Annotated in this window: 19 protein-coding genes; 11 read left to right on the forward strand and 8 right to left on the reverse strand. The window is 72.3% G+C overall.

The features are described 5' to 3' along the window. Positions 1–1,059: 1,059 nt before the first annotated feature. From P696_RS0129720 to P696_RS0129735, 4 genes are read left to right on the forward strand one after another with little or no spacing between them, the layout of a single operon-like run. On the forward strand, positions 1,060–4,176 hold the full coding sequence (locus tag P696_RS0129720; RefSeq protein WP_170026609.1) for a DUF4135 domain-containing protein: 3,117 nt from the start codon (positions 1,060–1,062) through the stop codon (positions 4,174–4,176). Then, a complete protein-coding gene (locus tag P696_RS0129725; protein ID WP_026415177.1) occupies positions 4,160–5,422 on the forward strand; it encodes a DegT/DnrJ/EryC1/StrS family aminotransferase in 1,263 nt (420 codons plus the stop codon). The genes P696_RS0129720 and P696_RS0129725 overlap by 17 nt, the downstream gene beginning before the upstream one ends. After that, the gene (locus P696_RS49035; protein WP_034487760.1) at positions 5,419–6,345 is read left to right on the forward strand and encodes a sulfotransferase; all 927 of its coding nucleotides are present in this window, start codon (positions 5,419–5,421) and stop codon (positions 6,343–6,345) included. Before P696_RS0129725 ends, P696_RS49035 begins: the two co-directional genes overlap by 4 nt. Beyond that, a complete protein-coding gene (locus P696_RS0129735; protein WP_026415178.1) occupies positions 6,345–6,953 on the forward strand; it encodes a nitroreductase family protein in 609 nt (202 codons plus the stop codon). The genes P696_RS49035 and P696_RS0129735 overlap by 1 nt, the downstream gene beginning before the upstream one ends. 63 nt (positions 6,954–7,016) lie before the next feature. On the opposite strand, the gene P696_RS0129740 is transcribed toward P696_RS0129735, so the two are convergent. Further along, on the reverse strand, positions 7,017–7,709 hold the full coding sequence (locus P696_RS0129740; protein ID WP_026415179.1) for an SDR family oxidoreductase: 693 nt from the start codon (positions 7,707–7,709) through the stop codon (positions 7,017–7,019). A 71-nt stretch (positions 7,710–7,780) separates the two neighbouring features. Between P696_RS0129740 and P696_RS0129745 the strand changes: the two genes are divergently transcribed. Beyond that, complete coding sequence (locus P696_RS0129745) at positions 7,781–8,365, forward strand: TetR/AcrR family transcriptional regulator (protein ID WP_026415180.1); 585 nt, start codon at positions 7,781–7,783, stop codon at positions 8,363–8,365. A 95-nt stretch (positions 8,366–8,460) separates the two neighbouring features. On the opposite strand, the gene P696_RS0129750 is transcribed toward P696_RS0129745, so the two are convergent. Further along, positions 8,461–9,153, reverse strand: a complete 693-nt coding sequence (locus P696_RS0129750; RefSeq protein WP_026415181.1) for a pentapeptide repeat-containing protein — start codon at positions 9,151–9,153, stop codon at positions 8,461–8,463. Positions 9,154–9,226: 73 nt separating this feature from the next. Here P696_RS0129750 and P696_RS0129755 point away from each other — a divergent pair, with 73 nt between their 5' ends. Then, complete coding sequence (locus P696_RS0129755) at positions 9,227–9,838, forward strand: TetR/AcrR family transcriptional regulator (protein ID WP_026415182.1); 612 nt, start codon at positions 9,227–9,229, stop codon at positions 9,836–9,838. Positions 9,839–9,898: 60 nt separating this feature from the next. Then, positions 9,899–10,717, forward strand: a complete 819-nt coding sequence (gene atpB, locus P696_RS0129760; RefSeq protein WP_026415183.1) for a F0F1 ATP synthase subunit A — start codon at positions 9,899–9,901, stop codon at positions 10,715–10,717. A gap of 22 nt (positions 10,718–10,739) precedes the next feature. On the opposite strand, the gene P696_RS0129765 is transcribed toward atpB, so the two are convergent. Then, positions 10,740–11,936, reverse strand: coding sequence for a cytochrome P450 (locus P696_RS0129765; RefSeq protein ID WP_026415184.1), 1,197 nt, complete (start codon positions 11,934–11,936; stop codon positions 10,740–10,742). Between the two features lie 141 nt (positions 11,937–12,077). Between P696_RS0129765 and P696_RS0129770 the strand changes: the two genes are divergently transcribed. Further along, the gene (locus P696_RS0129770) at positions 12,078–12,893 is read left to right on the forward strand and encodes an SAM-dependent methyltransferase (RefSeq protein WP_026415185.1); all 816 of its coding nucleotides are present in this window, start codon (positions 12,078–12,080) and stop codon (positions 12,891–12,893) included. Between the two features lie 9 nt (positions 12,894–12,902). On the opposite strand, the gene P696_RS0129775 is transcribed toward P696_RS0129770, so the two are convergent. The 4 genes from P696_RS0129775 to P696_RS0129790 form a co-directional block, all read right to left on the reverse strand. After that, positions 12,903–14,447, reverse strand: a complete 1,545-nt coding sequence (locus tag P696_RS0129775; RefSeq protein WP_026415186.1) for a hypothetical protein — start codon at positions 14,445–14,447, stop codon at positions 12,903–12,905. A 73-nt stretch (positions 14,448–14,520) separates the two neighbouring features. Further along, on the reverse strand, positions 14,521–15,039 hold the full coding sequence (locus P696_RS49040; RefSeq protein WP_064744155.1) for an Lrp/AsnC family transcriptional regulator: 519 nt from the start codon (positions 15,037–15,039) through the stop codon (positions 14,521–14,523). A 52-nt stretch (positions 15,040–15,091) separates the two neighbouring features. Beyond that, on the reverse strand, positions 15,092–16,480 hold the full coding sequence (locus tag P696_RS0129785; protein ID WP_026415187.1) for an NAD(P)/FAD-dependent oxidoreductase: 1,389 nt from the start codon (positions 16,478–16,480) through the stop codon (positions 15,092–15,094). Between the two features lie 74 nt (positions 16,481–16,554). Then, positions 16,555–17,991 carry an aldehyde dehydrogenase family protein gene (locus P696_RS0129790; protein WP_026415188.1) on the reverse strand — a complete coding sequence of 479 codons (1,437 nt, stop codon included), beginning with the start codon at positions 17,989–17,991 and terminating at the stop codon, positions 16,555–16,557. A gap of 260 nt (positions 17,992–18,251) precedes the next feature. Here P696_RS0129790 and P696_RS0129795 point away from each other — a divergent pair, with 260 nt between their 5' ends. After that, positions 18,252–19,649, forward strand: a complete 1,398-nt coding sequence (locus tag P696_RS0129795; protein WP_034487781.1) for an APC family permease — start codon at positions 18,252–18,254, stop codon at positions 19,647–19,649. Here the strand turns inward: P696_RS0129795 and P696_RS0129800 are convergent. Further along, positions 19,646–21,163, reverse strand: coding sequence for a PucR family transcriptional regulator (locus P696_RS0129800; protein WP_026415190.1), 1,518 nt, complete (start codon positions 21,161–21,163; stop codon positions 19,646–19,648). The genes P696_RS0129795 and P696_RS0129800 overlap by 4 nt on opposite strands. Before the next feature lie 164 nt (positions 21,164–21,327). On the opposite strand from P696_RS0129800, the gene uraD reads away from it, so the two are divergent. Both uraD and uraH read left to right on the forward strand, forming a co-directional pair. Next, on the forward strand, positions 21,328–21,825 hold the full coding sequence (gene uraD, locus P696_RS0129805) for a 2-oxo-4-hydroxy-4-carboxy-5-ureidoimidazoline decarboxylase (protein WP_211245891.1): 498 nt from the start codon (positions 21,328–21,330) through the stop codon (positions 21,823–21,825). Continuing rightward, positions 21,826–22,140 (forward strand): hydroxyisourate hydrolase, encoded by a 315-nt coding sequence (gene uraH / locus P696_RS0129810; protein WP_026415192.1) that lies wholly within the window; start codon positions 21,826–21,828, stop codon positions 22,138–22,140. It begins immediately after the preceding gene. Positions 22,141–22,142 lie beyond the last annotated feature (2 nt).

Genomic DNA, 22,142 nt, shown 5'->3' on the forward strand with positions numbered 1-22,142 from the left:
CCTCCCCCCAGCCCCGAACCAGCCACCCACCCACCCCGCCCCCAGCCGGACACCAACACACCCCGCTCCGAGCCGGACACCGCCGCGCCTCGTTCGGAAGCGGACGCCGCCGGACCCGGCCCTGAGGTGGACACCTGTGCGCTCTCTCCCGAAGACGACCCCAGCGGTCCGCGCTCTGCGGCGGACGCTGTCGCGCCCAGTTCGGGAGTGGACGCTGCCGAGCCACGCTCTGAAGCGGATGCCGCCGGGCCTCGCCCTGAGGCGGGCGCCTGTGCGCTCTGTCCCGAAGGGGACGCTGGCGGGCGCTCGGAGGCGGATTCCGAGGCGGACACGTGCGCGGCTGGGGTGGGCGTGGCTGGGGCTGGCTCGGGGTCTCCGGCGTCGACGGACGAGCTTGTGCCTCGATCTGATCCTCTCTCCCCAGATACGGATGTGCCTTTGCCTCCGCATGCCTCACAGCCGCCGGAGCCGGATGCGTCCCGCTACGCGGATCCGGTGCTCGACCCGCTTACTGGTACGGGGCCCCGCCTGGCTCATCATCCAGCGCCCGCTTGCCCGCTCGTCGCCACGTCTCCTGCGGCGTCAGCGAGCGGCCCTGGCCAGAGCACCCCCTCGCAGCCACTGGTTCCTTCCGGCGCTGCCGAAGCTGTGGGAGTGAACAGCGGGGGCCTGGATGGCGGTGGTGGGCGCGCGGGGGCGCGTGGGTGGGGGATTCCTTGGCGGGATGCGCTGCGGGCTGGTGAGGACGAGGCGGTGGAGCCGGACTGGCATCGCAGGTTCCGCGCCGCGTACGAGGCTCTCGCGTCTCTTGACGAGGAGGCGGCGGAGCCGGGGGACGGGCTGCCTGTTGACCTGGGGCTTCTTGAGGTGGCGCGGCCACTGTTGATCGCCGCGCGTCAGGTTCTTGTCGCCACCCTGCCCGACGAGCTTGTGGACGCGCTGGCTGCGGATCTGCCGCTCGGTTGGCTCTCCATGGCCGTCGAGCCGTCCCTTGCGGGGGAGCTTCGGGGCCTGGGCGAGGGGACCCGAGGGACGGGGGAAGAGGGGTATCGGAGGTTTGTGCGCTCGCTGGGGGAGCCGGAACGGGGGCTCGCGGTATGGGCGCGGTACCCGGTGCTGGCCCGGCAGGTCGTGGACGTACTGGACGGGTGGGTCGGGGCTCGGCGTGCGTTCGCGCGGGATCTGGTGGACGATCTGCCCGCGCTTCGTGAGGCGTTCGGCCCTGAGCTGGGTGACCTCCGGCAGGTGATGTTCGGGTCGGCGGAGACGCATCGGGGTGGACGGACGGTGGCGCTGGTGCGGTTCGCCGGCGCGACCGTCGTGTACAAGCCGCGCGGGCTGGGCATCGACCTGGCCTTCGACCGGTTGCTGGGCTGGTTCAACGAGCGCGGGCCGCGGTTCGCGCTGCGGCGGCTGAGGCTGCTCGACCGGGGCGATCACGGCTGGTGCGAGTTCGTCCAGGCCGCGCCCACCAGTGTGGGGGACGCGCCCGCGCTGCTGTGGCGGACGGGGGCGCTGCTCGCGCTCATGCACGCGGTCGGCGGGTTCGACCTGCACGCGGACAACGTCATCTCGGACGGCGCGGACCCGGTCGTCATCGACCTGGAGGCGCTGTTCCACACCGGGCTCACCCAGCCGCTCGTCCGGCGCGCGCGGCTGGGTGATCCGGCGGCGGACCGACTCGCCACGTCCGTTCTGCGGACCGGCCTGCTGCCGGGCCCGCTCGTCATGCCGGACGTGTTCACCGAGCGTCCGTTCGGCGTGGACATCAGCCCGTTCGGGCCCGCCGAGCGCCGGACGCTGATCCCCATACCGAAGGTCGACGACCCCGGCACCGACCGGATGCGGGTCGGGCGCGGTTACCGCACCGTCCCCGCGCCTCCCGGGCGGGCCCGCAACGAGGACGGCACGCCGCTCGACCCGCGCCCGCACCGGGACGCGCTGCACGACGGGCACCGTTTCGCGTACCGCCTTCTCGCGGAGGCGGGCCCGGCGCTGGTGACCTCCCGCGACGGCCGGGACGGCCCGCTGGCGGGATGCGGTGATGTGTCGATTCGACTCGTTCAACTTTCGACCTTCCTCTACATGCGGTTGCTGCTGGAGAGCTGGCGTCCGGAGGCGATGCGCCTCGCGGAGGAGCGGGAACGCGGGTTCGCCCGGCTGGACGCGGGCTGGCCCGGCGTTCCGGAGCGTGCGCGACTGATCGGCGTCGAGCGGGACGCCCTCTGGCGTGGCGAGGTTCCCGTCTTCGAACTCCGGCCGGGGCACCGCCACATCTGGCTCGAGGACGGCACCGTGCTCCGGGACGTCCTCCCGAGCACGCCGCTCGCCGAGATCACCGAACGCCTCGACGGCCTGGACGAGGACGACCTCCTCTTCCAGTCCCGCATCATCGACGCCGCCCTCGACACAATCCCGACCCCGACCCCAGCCCCGGCCCTGACCCCAAGGTTGGCCCCCGCCCAGAGCCCGACATCGGACCAGGCCCTGACACCGGACCCGAGGGTGACCCCGGCACAGACCCCGGCACCGCGCCCGGCTCCCCGCCCGGCTGCGGTCCCGGCCCCGGTTCGAGGCGCAGAGCCACGCCCAGCTTCGGACTCGCGCCGGGCCTCGGACTCGCGCCCAGCCTCGGCCCCGGCTTCGGGCTCGGGGTCGGGTTCGGGTTCGGCCTTGGGGGCGACCGGGGCTTGGACGTCTCGTTGGGACTTGGCGGCTGGGTCTGCGTCGGGTTTGTCGGCGGGCCTCGCGTCGAGGGTGGACGTGGACGTGGCGGGTCGGGTGGCGGGGTCGGTGGTTGCGGAGTTGGAGGGTTGTGCGGTTCGGGACGGGGGCGGGCGGATCGGGTGGGTGACCACCGAGTCCGTGGACGGGACGACGCGCCGGGTCGCGGCGGCTGGGCTCGACCTGTACGGCGGGCTGCCTGGCATCGGGTTGTTCCTCTCCTACTTCTCGGCTCTCACTGGTAACAACGAGCGACTGGCCCAGAACGTTGGGTACGAAGTCGCGCGACGTTGCGAACTCGCCGCCGAACTGCCCGCCCAGGACCATCGCTTCCAACCGCACGGGCTCGGCGCGGTCTACTACCTGGCGCACGCGGCGGCCGTCCACCAGCGCCCTGAGCTGGCCGAATGTGCTCGTGCCGTGTTGCTGCGGCAGCAGGGCGACGCGTCGGAGAGCGATGTGCTGGACGGGACGGCGGGCACGGTCTTCTCGGCGCTCGCGCTCCACACCGTCCTGCCGGACGACGAGATCCTGGACCTGGCGAGGACCGCGGGCGAGCGGCTGCTTCACGATGCCCCGTCCGGGCCCGGGTTCGGATACGGCGCGCCGGGCGCGGCCGTCGCCTTGGCACGGCTGCATCGGCTCGTCCCCGATCCGCGATTCCTCGACCAGGCGAAACGGCTCATGCTGTCCGTGAATCCAGAGGAGGGCGTCGGCTGGTGCCGAGGCGCTGAAGGCACCGCCACCGCCCTCGTTGCCTTCGCCGACGCGAGAGTTCCGGACGGTGAGAAGGACGACGGCCGTGGCCTGGATGACCTTCTCTTGGACGACGGGCTTGAGGGGCTTCTGGCTCGGGCCCTTCTCGCTGTTCAGGGGAGGATGTCCGGGGACGACGCACCAGAGTTCCCTGACCTGCTCGGCGAGGGCCCGTCCCCGGCCGATGAGCTCGACGACGCTGGTGCGCTTGCCGCCTGGGGTGGCCTCCAACTTGCGGGTTCGCTCTGCCACGGCGCGCTCTCGCGCCTTGAGCTTCCGCTGCCCGTCGAACCCGGGCGCGACGTGGCGGCGGAAGGCCGCGGACAGCGGACGGCTGATTCTCCGTCTGCCTCATCGACCGCGCCTGGGTTCGCGCACGCGCTGACGCCTTCTTCCGTGCCCGCCTCCGCGTTCGCGCCGTGCCCGCCTACTCCCGCGCCCGCCTCGACGTCCGCGTCCGGGGCCGTGCCCGCCTCCGTGACCCTGCCCGGGTTGTTCGCGGGGATTGCCGGGGTTGGGTTCGGGGTGCTTCGACGGGCTCGTCCCGATCTCGTGCCCAGCCTTCTGACGCTCGCGCCGCCCAGCCGGCCGACGCCCGCGACGCCCGGCGGCCCGGCGTCCGCGAGAACGCAGCCCCGTCGCCCCGCCCACGACCCGCCCCTTCCCTGGAGGACCCCACATGTCCGTGGACGTTGAGCCGGACCAGCTCGCCATCGACGGCGCACACCCCGTGCGCACCGAACCCTGGCCGACCTATGACAAGGGCGATGTCTTCATCGACGACGAGGATCTCGACCTCGTGCTGGAGACGATCCGGGCCCGCCTGTACTTCCGCTACGACCACCGTCCGCACGAGCTGACCCAGACCGGCGGCCTGGAACGGGACCTCGCCGCGTTCTTCGGGGTCAGGCACGCCCTGGCGTGCGCGAGCGGCACGACCGCGATCGCGCTCGGGCTGCTCGCGCTGGACCTTCCGCCCGGCTCGGCCGTCGCCTGCCCGGCGTTCACGTTCGCGGCGACGCCGAGCGCGATCCGGCTGGCCGGGCACCGGCCCGTGCTGGTGGAGTGCGACGACGACCTGCACCTGGACGTCGCGGACCTGCGCCGCCGCATGACGCCCGAGATCAGGGCGATCGTCGTCGTCCACATGCGCGGCTTCGCCTCCGACATGGACGCGGTGCTGGAGGTCGCGCGCGAGTTCGGGGTGCCGGTCGTCGAGGACGCCGTCCCGGCGCTGGGCGCGCGGCTGCGCGGACGCCAACTCGGCACGTTCGGCGATGTCGGCGCGTTCAGCACACAGTCCGACAAGTCGCTGAACACGGGCGAGGGCGGCTTCCTGCTCACCCACGACCCCGCCCTGCACGCGCGCGCGATCGTGTACGCGGGCGCGTACGAGGGACGGATGGCGCGGCACTTCGACGGGGATCCGCCGCCCGTGGACGACCTCGCCATGCCGATCTTCGGGCTGCGGATGGACGAGATCCGCGCGGCCCTCGCCCGCGGGCTCCTGCGCCGCCTGCCCGAACGGCTGGAGGCGCACCACCGGAACTACGACCACGTGGCGGCCGGGCTCGCCGAGAACCCGGACGTGGCGTTGCGGCGGCCGGTCGCCGACCACGCCTACCTGGGGGAGGCGCTGGTGTTCCGCGTGCCCGGCGCGAGTTCCGCGCAGAGCGCGTGGATCGCGGCGGCGCTCCGGGCCGAGGGCATCGCCGCGCGCGCGCTCGGGGACCCCGGCGACACCAACGTGCGGGCGTTCTGGAACTGGAGGTTCCTGTTCCCCGAGGCCGCGAAGGCCCGCGCCGAGTTCCCCGTCACCGCCGCCCGCCTGGACGAGGCGATCGACGTCCCGTTGTCGGCGAACCTCGGCGAGAAGGACTGCGACCAGCTGGTCCGGGCCGTCCACAAGGTGCTGTCCGCCCGGGACGGGAGGCGCGTGTGATCAAGGTCCTGTACGTGACGGGCTGGTGCCGCAGCGGGACGACACTGATCGGCAACCTGCTCGCCGAGCTGGACGGCGTGACGCACGTCGGCGAGCTGCGCTACCTCTGGACGAACGGCGTCCTCGGCACCGGGACGAACCAGTCGTGCGGCTGCGGGGCCAGGATCGAGGAGTGCCCGCTCTGGTCGGGAGTCCTCACCCGCGTCGCGGGCGGCGATCCGGAGCGGCGGCGCGAGTTCGCCGAGCGGGCCGTCCGCAGGCAGGACGCGTCGCTGCGCACCCGGCACACCCGCGCTCGCCTGACCGCCGCGCGCGCCCGTTCGCTCGCCGTCCCCCCGGCGGTGGACGACATGGTGAGGCTGTACGAGGCGATCGCGGCGGAGTCCGGCGCGCCGGTGATCGTGGACAGCGGGAAGTTCCCCGCCGAGGCCGCCGCGCTGTGCGGGGCGCGCGGCGTGGACGCCCGCGTGCTGCACGTCGTCCGGGATCCGCGCGCCACGGCCGAGTCGTGGCGGACGGCCAAGGAGTACATCCCGCCCATGCCGCCGCTGCGCAGCACCGGCTACTGGGTCGGGTTCAACCTCGCGTCCGAGCTGGTCGGGCGGGCCTTCCCCGAACGGTACCTGCGCGTCCGCTACGAGGACTTCACCCGGGACCCGCGGGCGGCGCTGGCGCGCGTCATGCGGATGGCGGGCCTCACCGGCGAACCGCCGGTGGACGCGGGCGGCGAGGCGGTCCTGCACGTCAACCACACCGTGACGGGCAATCCGGACAGGCTGCGGCGCGGCCCGGTGCGGATCCGCCGCGACGACCGCTGGCTCGGCACGCAGCCGCCGCGCGACCGGAGGCTCGCCACCGCCGTCGCCCTGCCGCTGCTCCCCGCGTACGGCTACCCCCTCGTCCCGAGAGAGAAGGTGAACTGATGGATTTCAGTGACGTGCTGTCCCGACGCCGGATGGTCCGGTCCTACAAGCGCGATCCCGTGCCCAAGGACGTCCTGGACGACGTTCTCCGCGTCGTCCGGCGCGCGCCGAGCGCGGGGTTCAGCCAGGGCTGCCGCGTCGTCGCCGTCACCGACGCCGACACCCGCGCGAGCATCGCGGAGATCGCCGGGGAGCACTGGTACCTGGAACGCGGGTTCGGGCCGTGGCTGTCGGTCGCGCCCGTCCTGCTCGTGCTCGGCGTCCGCGAGGACGACTACCACGAGCGCTACCGGAGCGCCGACAAGGTGAACGACGAGGGCGAGGAGATGAACTGGCCCACCCCGTACTGGTGGGTGGACTCGGGCGCGCTGATGATGCTGCTCCAGACGGCCGCCATCGACGCGGGCCTCGCCACCGGCTTCGCCATCGTCCACCGGACGGACGACCTGAAGGACCTGCTCGGCCTTCCCGGGGACGTGGCGATCGTCGGCATCATGGCCGTCGGCTACTCGGCCGAGCCCGTGGAACGCGACCCCGCCGACCGCGCCCGCCTCCGCTCACGCCGCAAGCCGATCGACGAACTCGTCCGCCGCGAACGCTGGTCCTGACCCCAGCCTCATGAGACGGCCCCGGACGGCGCAGGCAGCGCGGTCCGGGGCCGGTACGGAAGGTCAGGAAATGGTGGCGCCGCCGTCCACCGGGAGGATCGTCCCGGTGACGTAGCCGGACGAGACCAGGTAGGCGATCGCGTCCGCGACCTCCTCGGAACGTCCGGCACGCGGTACGGGCAGCTCCCTCGTGAACCGCCCGAACGTGGCGGAACGCTGGTCCTCGGGGACGAACGACCACCACGGCGTGTCGATCAGCCCGGGGGCGACCGCGTTCACCCGAACCGGCGCCAGCTCGGCGGCGAGCGGCGGGACGGTCCGCTCGATCGCGCCGTTCACGGCCGCGAGCACGGCCGTCCCGGGGTTCGCCGCCCGCGCCGACGCCGACGACACCATCGTGATCGAGCCCCTGACCCTGCCCTGCGCCAGCCTGATCACCGCCAGGTAGGCGAACAGCTTGCCCTCGAACATCCGCCGGACGTCGTCGGCGCCGACCTCGGCGACCGGGCCCATCGCGATCCCGCCGGGGCTGAAGGCGAGGACCAGGTGGTCGAACTCGCCCGTCCGCTCGAGGAACTCCCGGACCTGCGTCTCGTCGGTGCCGTCGACCTGCTCGGCGGCCGACACCGTCGCCTTGACCTCGGCGAGCCGCTCCGGGTCCCGCCCGGTGACGATCACCTCGGCGCCCTCCCCGGCGAGCCGCTCGGCCGCCGCGCGGCCGATTCCGGAGGTGCCACCCATGATGACGACGCGCATCTGCGCACTCCCTTTTCTAGACGCTATGTCTCGATATTATTCGAGACGCACCGTCTTGTAAACTGCCGGGCATGACCGGACAACGCGGCCCGGGCCGTCCGCGCAGCGAGGCGGCGCGGCGGGCGATTCTCGACGCGGCCATGGAGGCGCTCCAGGAGCGCGGCTACGCCGCGCTGACCATGCAGGGCATCGCCGCCCGCGCGGGCGTGGGGAAACAGACGGTCTACCGGTGGTGGCCGTCCAAGGCGGACGTCGTGCTGGAGGCCATGGCCGGGATGGCGGACGAGATGGTCGCCGTCCCGGACGAGGGGTCGCTCGAGGCCGACCTGGACGCCTTCCTCGCCGCGACCTTCCACCAGCGCGGGCAGCGCGCCGTCCTGGTCGGGCTGATGGCCGAGGCGCTGCTCGACCCGGCGTTCGCGGCCCAGTTCAAGGAACGGTTCCTGCTCGCCCGGCGCGCGGTGTTCCGCTCGATCCTCGAACGCGCCGCCGCCCGCGGCGAGGTCGCGCCGGACGTCGACCTCGACCTGCTGGGCGACATCGTCTACGGCGTCCTCTGGTACCGGCTCATGCTCGGCCACGCCCCGCTCGACGAGGACCTCGGCCGCCGCCTGAGCCGCCTCGTCGCCCGCGAGGCATCCAGGGCCCCTGACTGAGGAGGCTCAGTCGCGGGCGTCCGTCACCGAGAGACTCGGTCGTCGATCGTCCGTGACCGAGAGACTCGGTCGTCGACCGTCCGTGACCGAGAGGCTCAGTCTTCGATCGTGACGCCGAGCGCGGCGGCGAAGGACGGCAGGAGCGTGCGCGCGTCGGACGCGCCGACGGTCGCGCCGTCCAGGCCGTCCACGCCGCCGAGGCCGGAGAGGTCGCAGCCCTCGAACCGGACGTCCCGGACGGACGCCTGGCTGAACTGGGCGGCGACCAGCGTGCAGCCCTCGAACCGGACGTCGCGCAGTTCGGCGTTCTGGAAGTTCGCCTCGGTGAGGTTGCAGTCGCGGAACACGACGTTCCGGAGCACCGCGAAGCGGAATCCGGCCAGGTCGGCGCGGCAGCCCTCGAACGTCACGTCGCGCAGGCCCGCCTCGGTGAACTGCGTGCCGGTCATCCGGCAGGTCGTGACCGCCGTGGTGAAGAACCGGGAGTCGAAGAGCCGCAGGTTCGCCAGGTCGCAGCCGTGGAACGCCACGTCCGCGAAGCCCGCGCGGTGCAGGGTCAGCCCGGCGAGCCGCGTGTCGGTGAAGCGGCAGCGCTCGAAGGTCACGTCCTCCGGGTCGTCCTCGGGGGTGAACAGGTCGAGGGCGCCGTACTCCAGGGACAGGAACTTGGCGTCGTGGACGAGTTCGGCGTGGTCGCGTCCGGCGGGGGAGAGCCCCTGGGGGAGACGCGGCGGACGCGGCCGACGTGGCTGACGCGGGGTGTTCGAACCCGTGTTTGACCCTGACATGCCGCCGACCGTACCCGACTCGACCGTAATCTGGCCCGGTCGGATTCCCACAGAACGACGGAGGCCAGGGCGCGTGCCGAAGAAGGTCGACCACGAGCAGCGCCGCAGGCAGATCGCCGAGGCGCTGCTGCGGATCGCGGGCGCGCGCGGGCTCCAGGCGGCCACGATGCGGGAGGTCGCCGCCGAGGCCGGAGTGTCGGTCCGGCTCGTCCAGTACTACTTCGACAGCAAACTCGAACTGCTCCTCGGCGCGGTGCCGTTCCTGGGGGAGCAGATGTCGGCGCGCATGGTCGCGCGGATCGGGGAGGAGAGCGGCGGCGCGTCCCCGCCGTCCCCGCGCGCGGTTCTGGAGGGCGCGCTCACCGCGGTCATGCCCCTGGACGACGAGGGCCGACGGCTCTGGCGCACCTACAACGCCTACTTCATCCTCGTCCTGGACGATCCCGACTTCGCCGCACGCGTCGGTTCGCCGCACCACAGCGCGACCGACCGCTTCCTCGCCGAGCACATCACGCGCGCGCAGGAGGCCGGGCAGATCGACCCCGAGCTGGACGCCCTGACCACGGCCGCCGGTCTCTTCACCATGGCGCAGGGGCTCGGCTCCGGCGTGATGGCCGGACACCGGGACGGCGCGGAGGCCCGCGAGATCCTCGTCTACCACCTGGACCGGCTGTTCCGGCGTTAGTGATACGCCTGTACCATCTCTAAGTGGTACAGGCGTATCATCATGTTCCGGGAGGGTCGCATGCCGACCGCGTCGTCCGCACCGTCCGTGTCAGCGCTCGCATCGGGGTCCGGGGAGTTCCGCGCCCCCGGCGGGGAGCTGTTCGAGTGGGGGCCGCTCTGGCCGGGCGTCCTGCCCGACTGGATCACCAAGCCGGTGCTGCTGATCGTGCTCTCGGCCGTGGCGGTCGTCGTGTTCGCCTGGCGCGCGTTCGGCCGTCCGGAGCTCGTCCCGCGCGGGGTCCAGAACGTCGGCGAGATCGGCTACCTGTTCGTCCGCGACCAGATCGCGCGGCCGATGATCGGCAAGGACGGCGACCGGTGGATGCCGTTCCTGCTGCCGCTGTTCCTGTTCGTCCTCGCCATGAACCTCATGGGGGACGTGCCCGTCCTGCAGCTGCCCGCGACCTCGCACTTCGCGATGCCGCTGCTCCTCGCGCTGGTCTGCTACGCGCTCTACCTGGTGATCAGCGTCCGGCGGCAGGGGTTCGCCGGATACTTCCGGAACATCATGTTCCCGCCCGGACTGCCGGTCTGGGTGTACGTCTTCTACGCGCCGATCGAACTGCTCCAGCACCTGGTCCTGCGGCCGTTCACGCAGTCGGTGCGGCTGTTCGCGAACATGTTCGCCGGGCACATCCTGCTGGCCTTCTTCGCGACCGTGGCCTGGTGGTTCCTCCTGGAGAAGCCCACGGTCGCGGGGTTCGGGCTGGGCGTGGTCGGGGTGCTGATGTCGGTGGTGCTGACCGCGTTCGAGATCTTCGTGCAGGTCCTGCAGGCGTACATCTTCACGCTGCTCGCCGCGTCCTACATCGGCGGCGCCCTGCACCCCGACCACTGAGCCCTTCCCCGGGGCGCGCGGGCTACCGGCGCGCGGTGATCCGGGTCGGGAGGGCGGCGAAGCCGCGGTCGTTGGACGAGTAGATGCGCTTCACGCCGGACTCGTCCAGCTCGAAGTCGGCGACCGCGGCGGCGATCTCGGTCAGCGCGATGCGCGCCTCCAGCCGTCCGAGCGCCGAGCCGAGGCAGTGGTGGCGGCCGATGCCGAACGACAGCGCCCTGCCCGTGTCACGGTCGAGGTCGAAGGTGTCGGGGTCGTCGAAGACGCGCGGGTCGCGGTTCGCCGAGCCCAGCAGGGACAGGACGCGGCCGTCCTTCGGGATGGTGACGCCGTGCAGTTCGACGTCCTCGGTCGCGGTCCGCGCGAGCGCCTGCGAGGGCGTGTCGTACCGCAGGGTCTCCTCGATCCACGCGTCCACCCGGCCGTCGCGCAGCGCGGCGGCGCGGGCGTCCGGGTGCGTCCAGGCGGCGTGCCAGCAGTTGCCGAGCAGCAGCATGGACGTCTCGATCCCGGCCCCGACCAGCAGGATCAGCACCCCGACGATCTCCTCGGGGGTGAGCCGGTCCTCGCCCTCGGTCGCGTCCAGCAGGCCGGAGAGCAGGTCGTCGCGGCGCTCCTTGGCGCGCTCGATCGTCAGCTGCGTGTAGTAGCCGACCAGCTCGCCGATCGCCTGCAGCGCCTCCGGCGGCAGGTCGGTCACGGGGCCCGGCACGTCCTCCGGACGGTGCATGATCGCCGAGCCGAGGTCGCGGACCCGGTCCCGGTCGGACTCGGGGACGCCGACCAGCTCGGAGATCACGTCGGTCGGGAACCGCGCGGCGAAGTCGCTCATCAGGTCGAACTCGCCCGCCTCCAGCAGCGGCGCGAGGTGGCCGCGCGCGATCTCGCGCAGCCGCGGCTCCAGCGCGGCGACCCGCTTGGCCGTGAACGCCCGGGACACCAGGCCGCGCATCCGGGTGTGCTTCGGCGGGTCCATCGCGACGAACGAGAAGAAGCGCTCGGCGTCCGGGCCCCAGAACGCGGGCTCGATGCGCAGCCCGTTCACGCTGGAGAACCGCGCCGAGTCGCGCAGCGCCGCCTCGACGTCCTCGTGCCGGGACAGGACCCAGATGTCGTCCTCGTCGTTCCGGTGGACGGGGGCCTCCTCGCGCAGGCGCGCGAAGATCGGGTACGGGTCCTTCTGGACGTCGAAGTCGAAGGGGCTGTAGCGGACACTCATGGGGAAGGGCCTTCCGCGTCGTCGCGACCGAAGGAGACGATCATGGCCGGAAAATCCCCCGCGATCCACCCCGCAACGCGTGAACACCTCAGCATCCGGCACAATTGATCACGCATCACCCCGCTCGAAACGAGGTGCACCGTGAGCGTCGAGCGCGCCCCCAGGGGGATCGACCCCAGCAAGCCGCATCCGGCCCGCCGCTACAACTACTGGCTCGGCGGCAAGGACAACTTCGAGGCCGACCGCGTCTCCGGCGAGGCCGTCGCGTCCGGGTTCCCCACGATCCGGCACGCCGCGATCGAGAACCGCCGTTTCATGCAGCGGGCCGTCCGGTACCTCGCGGAGGAGGCGGGCGTCCGGCAGTTCCTGGACGTCGGCACCGGCCTCCCCTCGGCGGGCAACGTCCATGAGATCGCCCAGGAGATCGACCCGGCGAGCCGCATCGTCTACGTGGACAACGACCCGATCGTCCTCGTGCACGCGCGCGCCCTGCTGACCAGCTCGCCCGAGGGCGCTACCGCCTACCTGGACTCCGACCTGCGCGAACCCGAGCGCATCCTCGCCGACCCGGCCCTCCACAAAACCCTGGACCTGACCGAGCCGGTCGCGCTGATGCTGGTCGCCATCACCCACTTCCTCACCGACGAGGACGACGCGTACGGCACCGTCCGCACCCTCGTCGACGCCCTCGCCCCGGGCAGCTTCGTGGTCATCACCAACGCCACCCAGGACCACCTCACGGCCGAGGAACGCGCGGCGGTGGACGAGGCGAACCAGCGCAGCGGCATCCCCTTCCGTAACCGCTCCCGCGCCGAGTTCGCCCGCTTCTTCGACGGCCTCGACCTCGTCGACCCCGGCGTCGGCTCGGTCATCGAATGGCGCCCCGACGCCGCCCGCGAGCAGGGCCCGTCCGTCAAGCAGGTCTCCATGCACGGCGCCGTCGCCCGCGTCCCCTGACCCGCCGGCCTACTGCCGCGACAGCACCCGTGACGCCCCGGCGATGATCGTCGTCGCCAGGATCCACCCGGACGCCGTGAGCGCCGAGGCCAGCCACTGGTACCCGCCGCGCGGCGCGAACGCACTCTCCTGCCCGAAGCTCACGATCGGCAGAAGCAGGTCAAGCGCATAGAGGAACGGGTTGAACCCTGGCGTCTCGTCCTTCTTCAGCGACGGCGGGTGGTGCCCGGCGAACACGACCGTCCCGAGAGCCAGCAGGGCGACGAGCCACGCAGCGGCGCGCTGCGGCCGATACCCGTAGCCGACCGTCCAGTCCTGCAGAAACCCCCAGATCCGCAGCGGAACCTGTTGGATGCCCCGACGCCGTCGCTGTTTGGCTAGCAGAACGTCCCGGGCGGCTGCGTCATGTCCCGTCCGCCGATACACGGCAGCCAGGTGCTCGTAGGGCTGCGGAATGTATCCGTCGGTGTCCCGCATCAGCAGTTGCAGGCGACCGGCCACCGGCATGGGCCGGTGCAGAGAGTCGTAGGCGAACCCGTCCAGACGCACCGATCCGGGCCAGGCACTCGGGTAATCCGCCAGGACGCCGGTCGAGGCATGGCGCAGGTCCGCCCTGCCCAGGATCCTCGTCGTCTCGCCCAGCCGCAGAACGCCGGACCGCGACCGCTTGAGCTCCAGATTCCCCTCGACACGCGCTCCGTCGAAACACAGGTCGCGCCCGATCTCAGCGGACGTGAACGAGACCCGCCCGGCCGCCACGAACCCCTCGCAACAGTCCACCTTGCCGTCGGTCCTGATGCGCGCGGCGCTGACGGCGGCCGAGCCGGGGTTGGAGACGTGCGCGTTCTTGAAGCTGATGGTGCCCCCCACCTGGGCGTCGGTGAGGACGATCTCGCCGGTCACCTCGGCCTCCTTCAGCATCAGGGGGCCGTTCAGGGACGCGCCGGACAGCGACAACGCGACCTTCCCGGGGTTGCCGAGGCGGGCGGCGGTGAGGTCGCAGCGGCGGCCGATGCCGGCGTCCTGGAGGCGGAACTCGCCGGACGACTCCAGGCGGTGGGCGAACAGGCCGTCCTCGGCGGTCAGGCCGTCGCCGTCGAACGCGACGCCGCCGGGGTTGGCGAGGCGGGTGCCGGAGAGGTCCAGGATGCCGCCGACCTTGGCGACGTTCAGGCGGAGCGGGCCTTCGACGTGGGATCCGCGGAGGCTGAGACCGCCGTTGATGTGGGTGCCGACGGCCTGGAGGGCGGGGAGGCGGGTGTTGACGAGGGTGAGGGCGGGGAGGTGGGCGCCGTCCAGGGTGGGCGGTTGCTCGAAGGCGCAGTCGACCAGGATCAGCGGATGCGGGACGGTCGCCAGGGACAGGTCGAGGAGGCCGGTGATCCGGGCGTTGAAGAGGCGGATGGCGGGGGTGCGGCCGGGGGCGCCGGGGCGGACGCCGAGGGCGAGGGCCGCCAGGACCTCGGCGCGGACGGGGGCTCCGGCGAGGTCGGCGGGGCGGGAGTGGGGGAAGGCGTTCCAGACGCGTTGTTCGGGCGCGGTCAGGTCGTCCACGTGGGTGGGACGCCCAGGGGCGGCCCGCGGGTTTCCGCGGTGCTTGGCCTGCCCCGGTCAGTGCGCGCCGCGGTCAGCGTTGGTCGAGGCCGGAGCCGGGGGGTGCTTCGGGGGCGGCAAGGACGGCGTCGACGCCGGGGACGCCCCAGCCGTAGGCGAGTTTGTGGACCTCCAGGACGAAGAAGGACTCGGTGGAGACGACGCCGTCGATCTGGTGGAGGCGATGGTTGAGCAGGTCGGTGAAGTGGCCGGTGTCGCGGCAGATGACCTCGGCCATCACGTCGTAGCCGCCCGCGGTCATGATGACGTAGGACGTCTCGGGGAGGTCCCGCAGGGCGCGGCAGACGCGGGGGGCGGCGCCCGCGGCGACCTTGATGCCGATCATGGCGAGCCGGTCGAAGCCGATGTTCAGCGGGTTGGCGATGCCGACGACCTGGAGGACCCCGGACTCCTCCAGGCGCTGCACCCGGTACCGGACCGAGGACGCCGGGATGCCGAGCTCCTCGGCGATCTGCGCGTAGGGACGGCGGCCGTCCGCCTGCAGGATGGCGATGACGCGGCGGTCGATGTCGTCCAGGGAAGCCGTGCTCATCCGGGGTTCCGTTTCTGCCGTCGAGGGGTCCGGGCGGACCCATGATGCCGGGTCAGGAGTCGAAGCCGAGGCCGAGGCCGTCCAGGAGACGCAGCCAGGCGTTGCGGCGGCCGGTGCGGTCCTCGCGGTTCAGGGACCACCGGGTGGCCTGGACGCCCAGGTAGCGGACGGGTTCGGGTGGGAAGGGGACGGGCGGGCGGCGGATCATCGCGGGCCGGGTGCGTTCGGTGTCGCGTCCGGCGAGCAGGTCGAGCATGACCTCCGCGCCGTACCGGGTCGCGGAGACGCCGAGGCCGGTGAAGCCGAGCGCGTAGCCGATCCGGCGGCCGGACGCGGTTCCGGCGAACATGCAGAACCGGGTCGTGGAGTCGATGACGCCGCCCCACGCGTGGCTGAACGGGACGTCCGTGAGGGACGGGAAGGCCTCGGCGAACTGCGCGGCGAGCCTCTCGAACGTCTCCGGACGCTGGGTGAGGGCCTCGTCGACGCGGTTGCCCCAGTGGTAGATCGCGTCGTAGCCGCCCCACAGGATCCGGTTGTCCGGGGTCTTGCGGAAGTAGTGGAACTGGTTGCCCGCGTCGGAAAGGCCGTGGTCGCCCGTCCAGCCGATCCCGGCGAGCTGGTCGTCCGACAGGGGCTCGGTGACCAGGGCGTAGTCGTAGACCGGGATCCAGCTGAGCGCGAGGCGGCGGAGCAGGGGGCGGTACACGTTGGTCGCCAGGGCCACCTGGACGGCCGAGACCTCGGCGTGGGGGGTGCGCAGCCGGACGCGTCCGGTGCGGGGGGTGACCAGGCCGGTCACCTCGGTCCGCTCGGCGATGCGGACGCCCGCGCGCAGGCACGCGTCCCGCAGTCCCCAGACCAGGCGGGCCGGGTCGAGCGTCGCGTAGTCGTGCACCAGGAGGCCGACCGACCAGAGCGGCGAGTCGATGTGTCTCCGCAGGTCGTCGCCCTCCAGCAGGGTGACGCGTTCGCCGTGCTTCGCGGCGAGCGCGGCGGCGGAGCGGAGGCCGTCCTCCTGCCAGGGCGTCGCGGCGAGCGACACCTTGCCCGCGCGGCGGAAGTCGCAGTCGACGCCGAGGACGTCGAGGTCGCGTTCCATCGCGTCGAAGTTCGCCATGCCGAGCCGCTGGAGGTCGCCGATCTCGGCGGGCCACCGCTCCGCGCCGTTCGCCAGGCCGTGCGTGATGCTCGGCGAGCAGAACCCGCCGTTGCGTCCGGACGCGGCGTGCCCGCACGTCTCCTGCTCGACGACCAGCACGTCCAGGTCCGGCTTGCGGCGTTTGGCGAGCAGGGCCGTCCACAGGCCGGTGTAGCCGCCGCCGACGACCGCCAGGTCGCAGCGCGTGTCGGACGTCAGCCGGGGGAGCGGCGCGGGACGGTCCCGGTCGAGCCAGAACGGGACGGAGGCCGTGCGGCCGAGGAGGGAGCGGTGGCTCATGCGGATCCTTCGCGGGCGGAAGAGCGGGCTGCCGGGGCCCCGGACGCGACGCGCGCCCGGGGCCTGCCGGACGGTCAGAGGGAGATGACGCCGGTCCGGGTGTCGGTCATGTCGAGCAGCGTCCACTTGCCGCCGATGCGGCCCCAGCCGGTGCCCCGGCCGCCCGCGCCGCCGAACGGCATGTTGACGTCCCACCAGGAGTTGGAGTCGTTGACGATGACCTGGCCGACGGCCATCTCCTCCATGAACCGGAACGCCTTGGTCATGTCCTTGGTGAACACCGCGCCCTGGAGGCCGAGCGCGTCGTCGTTGGCGATGCGCAGCAGCTCGTCGTCGTCCCGGCCGGTGATGATCGGGACGACCGGGCCGAACGACTCCTCGCGGGACAGCAGGCTGTCCACCGGGACCTCGTCCACGACGGTGAACTCGTAGTACAGGCCGGTCGGGGCGTCGGAGCGGCGCTGCCCGCCGAGGAGGATCTTCGCGCCGCGCTCGCGGGCGTCGGCCATGTGCCGGTCCATCTTGGCGGCGACGCCCTCGTTGTTCAGCGGACCGAGGTTGACGGCGGCGTCGAACGGGTCGCCGAGGACGACCTTCTCGGCGGCGCGCAGCACCTCGGCGACGAACGCGTCGTGCACGTCGGCGTGGACGATGACGCGCTCGGTGGCGCAGCAGACCTGCCCGGCGCACAGGTACGCGCCGTCGACGGCGGCGCGGGCCGCCGCGGCGAGGTCGGCGTCGGCGAGCACGACGACCGGGCCGTTGCCCGAGCACTCCATGACCGACCGCTTGAGCCCGGCCATCTTCTGGATCCGCGCGCCCGTGGCGGACGATCCGATGAACCCGATCGCGTCGATCCCGGCGTGCGTGACCAGGGCCTCGCCGGTGGCGCCCCCGCCCGGGACGACGTTGACCAGACCGGCGGGTACGCCCGCCGCGACGAACGCCTCCATCGCCGCGAGGACGGTCAGCGGGGTGTTCTCCGGCGGCTTGACGACGTGCGCGTTGCCGGTGGCGAGGCCGGGCGCGACGAACTCGGCGAGCATCAGCAGGGGGAAGTTCCAGGGCGTGATGATGCCCCAGGTGCCGACCGGCCGGTGGAAGGTGAACATCCGCTTGGACGAGTCGGTGGACGGCAGCGTCTCGCCGTGCAGCCGGACGGCGTCCTCGGCGTGCAGGTGGAACAGCTTGGCGGCCTCCTCGATGTCGGCGACCGACTCGGCGAGCGGCTTGCCCTGCTCCAGGGTCTGCAGGCGGGCCAGCTCGTCCACGCGCTTGGCCAGCTCGTCGCCGATCCGGTGACACAGGGCGGCGCGTTCCCACACGTTGGTCGCGGCCCAGGCGGGCTGCGCGGCGCGGGCGGCGGCCACGGCGGCGTCCACGTCGGCGGCGACGGCCTCGGGGATCGCGCCCGCGCGCTCGCCGGTGGCCGGGCTGACCACCTCGACGATCCCGGCGCCCTGGCCGGACACGTAGGCGCCGTTGACGAAGAAGCTGCTGGTGGTCGTCATGGGATGACCCTTCCTGCTCGGGGTGGTTCCCCACCCTGCAATCAGCAGAAGATTCCTGTCAAGGCTCACGATCCAACATCTCTGAACTTGATCTTGTGCGGAATCTTCAGTCTTGACGCGGTTCTTTTGTCGGATCTATAACCAGTGGCACCGCTCACACCGGAAGCGCTCGCCTCCGGGTGCCGGGCTCCCGCCTCCCCGTCCCGGGCTCAACGCCGTTCCGCGCCGAGCCCCACCACCCCGCGCCGAAGGGCCCCCGCATGACCGCACACCCCGAGAACGCCGCCGCAGACCCGCCCGCGCTGCAGAAGAAGATGCGCTGGTGGGACGGGTTCGCGATGTCCCTGACCATGCCCGCGGCCCTGATCGCCTCGCTCGGCGCGTCCATCGGCGGCCTCGGCGCCTGGGGCGCCATGGCGATCTGGGCGCTGTCGATGGTGCTCGCCACCGCCACCAACTGGATCTACACCGAGCTCGCCGCGATGTTCCCCGAGTCGTCCGGCGGGATCGCGCACTACGCGACGGAGGGCTGGCGCCGCCGCGCGCCCGTCGTCGGGCCGATCGCCAGCATCGGCTACTGGTTCCCCTGGACGACGGCCCTCTCGGTCTACGCCGGGATCATCGGCTCGCTCGTCCAGGCCCAGTGGTTCCCGGATCAGGACTGGACGTGGACGCTCGGCCCGGTCGAGCTGACCTTCCCGATCATGGTCGGGCTGGGCGTGATCGCGCTGCTGTTCTGCGCCGCGATGGTCGGCCTCCACGCCGCCATGTGGGTCGTGTACGTGACCGGCGGCGTGCTGCTGATCCCGCTCGCGGTGTTCATCGTCGGGCCGTTCGTGACCGGCGACTGGCACACCTCCGGCCTGCACTGGAACCTGCACGGCATGGGCGGCGTCCGCGAGGCGCTGGTCTGGCTGTACGTCATGGCCTGGACGTCCTTCGGCGTCGAGGTCTGCGCGACCTTCGCGCCCGAGTACAAGGACACCGTCCGGGACACCTCCCGCGCGCTGCGCGCCGGGGTGCTGTTCTCGCTCGGGATCTTCGTCCTGCTGCCGCTGTCGCTGTCGGGCTACGTCGGCGAGGAGAAGATCGGCGCGGAGCCGACCACGTTCTACGTCGGGGCGTTCCAGAAGCTCATCGGCGGCGCGGCCGACCTCATGGTCGTCTTCCTCATCGCCTCGCTGCTGCTCATCATGATCACCGGCCTGGCGGACGGCTCGCGCGTGCTCTACACCATGGGCGCCGAGGGCACCACGCTCAAGCAGGTCGGCAAGCTGAACAAGCGCGGCGTCCCGGCGCGGGCGCTGGTCGTCGCGCTCGTGATCAACGCGTTCGTCCTGGTCGTGCTGAAGACGCCGCTGGCGATCATCGTGACCGGCAACTTCGGCTACATCCTCACCCACATCCTGGCCATCTCCGGGTTCGCGCTGCTCCGCAAGGACCGCCCGGACGCGCCGCGCCCGATCCGCCTGCCCGGCTTCTTCGTCCCGCTGGCCTGGCTGCTCACCGCGTTCCTGCTGGTCGTCCTCGTGGTCGGCGCGACCGGCTTCTCGATCACCGGGTACGGCGGCTACAAGGAGCTCGGCATCGCCCTCGGCGTCCTCGCCCTGTCGGTCGTCCTCTGGCTGTACCGGATCAAGGTCCAGGACAGGCGTTAGGCGAGGCGGAGGGCCAGGAAGAAGTCGACGCGGTCCTCCAGCCGCGACAGGTCGCGCCCCGTCAGCTCCTCGATGCGCTGGATGCGGTAGCGGACGGAGTTGACGTGCAGGTGCAGCCGTTCGGCGCAGCGCGTCCATGAGCCGGAGTGCTGGAGGAACGTCTCCAAGGTCAGGACCAGGTCGGCCCGGTGCTCCTCGTCGTAGGTGCGCAGCGGGTCGAGCAGGCGGACCTTGAACATGTGGCGGACGTCGTCGGGGACGGACGCCAGCAGCAGGACGTGCGTGGCCAGTTCGTCATGCCGGACCACTGACACCGCGTCGCCGCGCCCGGCGGACAGCCGCCGGGCGTAGCGGGCCTCCTCGACCGCGCCGCGCAGTTCCCCGGCGGTGACCACGTCGCTGACCCCGACCGCCAGCCGGTCGCCGCCGAGACCGGGGGCGAGGGAGAGCAGCGCCCGGTGCACCTCGCCCGCGACGTCGTGACCCGCTTCGACCTGCACCACCGCGACCGCCTCGTCGTCCAGGAGGCTCACGACAGGGCCGGGCGTCCTTGGCAGGACCTCGCGCAGGACGGTCCGCAGCTCCCCGGGACGCAGCCGTCCGGACGAGGTCGCCGACACGACGGTGAACCTCGCCGACGCGTTCAGGCCGGTCAGTTCCAGGCGGGGGACGACCTCGTCGGCCGCCGCCCCTGACACCACGAGCCGGACGAGTTCCTGAGTCAGGCGTCCGGGGACGCTGAGGCGGTCGTCCAGCCGGGCCCGCTCCAGCGCGACGATCGCGGTCAGTTCCGAGACCAGCGCGCGCCGCTCGGCGGGCCATTCCGCGAGGTCGCCCGCGCAGGCCACGAACCAGTCCGCGACCCGGGCGGTCGTGTCCGGCGCGACCGGGAACAGCGACAGCTCCGCTGGGGCGAGGCGGTGCGGCAAGCGGGGGGCGGTGAGGAACGCCCGCGCGAGGTCCTCCGGGGCGGCGGGGGGCGTTGGGCCCGCGACGACGCGTCCTGTGGGGGTGAGGACCCAGCAGCGCATGCCGAGGTCGCGGTCGACGAGTTCCAGCACCGGCCCGAGCCCCGCGCCCTCGGTCACCCCCGCGACGAGTCGCCGGTGCCGGTCCAGGACGGCGGTCAGGTCGGCGGCTCTTGCCCCGGACAGGCGTCGGACGACCTGCTCGGTCACCGTCGCGAACGCCACGTCTTCGGGCACCCGGAACAGCGGGATCCGGTGTCGCGCGCACGCCTCGACCAGGTCGTCCGGGATCGTCCCCTTCACCGCGTCCCACGCGGCCAGCGCCGACACCCCGGCCCTGGCGAGCGTCCGGACGAACACCTCCGAGTCGGCGGGCTCCGTCCGCCACATGATCCCGGTCAGGACCAGTTCCCGCCCGCTCAGGTAGCGGGACGGGTCGAGCAGGTCGGTCGTCACCACCCAGCGGATCACCCTGTCGAGCTCGTCGTCGCCGGTCACCAGCGCCAGATGGAGTTCCGGCATCGCCAGGAGGGAACGCAGCCTCATAGGGGCGAACGGTAACCCACGGTTCTCGTCCGGCGAATACCGGCGGTTATTGGAGCAAAGCACGAAAACCGCCCGGCGGGCGGGGGCGGGCTTCGGACGTCCTGTGTCTCGACCGGGCGGGGTGTGGCTGTGTGTACTCGTGGTGATCCACCCAAGGGGGCCGAGTGCTGGATCGGTTGAACGCGCTGTCGGCGGACGCGGCGGAGGCCGAGTTGCTGACCTGCTGCGCTTCGCGGCGCTGGGCCGTCGAAGTCGCTGCGGGGCGGCCGTATGCCGGGCGGGACGAGTTGATGGGCGCGTCCGCGAAGGCATTGGAGGGGCTCGGCTGGGCGGACGTTCTGGAGGCGCTCGGCGGGCATCCGCGGATCGGGGAGCGGGCGACGGGGGACGAGCGTGAGGCGCGCTGGTCGCGGGGGGAGCAGGCCGGGGCCGTGGCGGGTGAGGACGCCGTCAGGCGGGCGCTGGTCGAGGGGAATCGCGCCTACGAGGAGCGGTTCGGGCATGTGTTCCTGATCTGCGCGACCGGGAAGACCGCTGAGGAGATCCTCGCTGACCTGCGTGTTCGCCTGGGGAACGACGATGGGAGTGAGCGGGCGGTCGTCCGGTCCGAGCTGGCCGCGATCACCGCGCTGCGGCTGGCCAAGCTGATCGAAGGGGCGTGAATGTCGCTCTCCACGCATGTGCTGGACGCCGCGAAGGGCCGTCCGGCCGCGGGCGTCGCCGTCCGGCTGGAACGCCGCGAGGACGGCCGCTACCGCGAGATCGCCGAGGCCCGGACGGACGCCGACGGGCGCGTCCGGGACTGGGGCGGCGCGGAGGTCGGGGCCGGGACGTACCGGCTGGTGTTCGAGACCGAAGAGTTTTCGGACTTCTTTCCCGAGGTCGCGGTGGCGTTCGTGATCGACGATCCCGGACGGCACTTCCACGTGCCGCTGCTGCTGAGCCCGTTCGCCTACTCGACCTACCGAGGGAGCTAGCC

It is taken from the genome of Actinomadura oligospora ATCC 43269, from assembly GCF_000518265.1.
Classification (GTDB): domain Bacteria; phylum Actinomycetota; class Actinomycetes; order Streptosporangiales; family Streptosporangiaceae; genus Spirillospora; species Spirillospora oligospora.

Bases quoted from the DNA above. Each gene is read 5' to 3' on its own strand.
- uraH (WP_026415192.1), top strand. From the start codon at position 21,826: ATGTCGCTCTCCACGCATGTGCTGGACGCCGCGAAGGGCCGTCCGGCC.
- P696_RS0129765 (WP_026415184.1), bottom strand. From the start codon at position 11,936: ATGAGTGTCCGCTACAGCCCCTTCGACTTCGACGTCCAGAAGGACCCG.
- P696_RS0129790 (WP_026415188.1), bottom strand. From the start codon at position 17,991: ATGACGACCACCAGCAGCTTCTTCGTCAACGGCGCCTACGTGTCCGGC.
- P696_RS0129800 (WP_026415190.1), bottom strand. From the start codon at position 21,163: ATGAGGCTGCGTTCCCTCCTGGCGATGCCGGAACTCCATCTGGCGCTG.
- P696_RS0129740 (WP_026415179.1), bottom strand. From the start codon at position 7,709: ATGCGCGTCGTCATCATGGGTGGCACCTCCGGAATCGGCCGCGCGGCG.
- P696_RS0129750 (WP_026415181.1), bottom strand. From the start codon at position 9,153: ATGTCAGGGTCAAACACGGGTTCGAACACCCCGCGTCAGCCACGTCGG.
- P696_RS0129795 (WP_034487781.1), top strand. From the start codon at position 18,252: ATGACCGCACACCCCGAGAACGCCGCCGCAGACCCGCCCGCGCTGCAG.
- P696_RS49040 (WP_064744155.1), bottom strand. From the start codon at position 15,039: ATGAGCACGGCTTCCCTGGACGACATCGACCGCCGCGTCATCGCCATC.
- atpB (WP_026415183.1), top strand. From the start codon at position 9,899: ATGCCGACCGCGTCGTCCGCACCGTCCGTGTCAGCGCTCGCATCGGGG.
- P696_RS0129725 (WP_026415177.1), top strand. From the start codon at position 4,160: ATGTCCGTGGACGTTGAGCCGGACCAGCTCGCCATCGACGGCGCACAC.
- P696_RS0129735 (WP_026415178.1), top strand. From the start codon at position 6,345: ATGGATTTCAGTGACGTGCTGTCCCGACGCCGGATGGTCCGGTCCTAC.
- P696_RS0129745 (WP_026415180.1), top strand. From the start codon at position 7,781: ATGACCGGACAACGCGGCCCGGGCCGTCCGCGCAGCGAGGCGGCGCGG.
- P696_RS0129785 (WP_026415187.1), bottom strand. From the start codon at position 16,480: ATGAGCCACCGCTCCCTCCTCGGCCGCACGGCCTCCGTCCCGTTCTGG.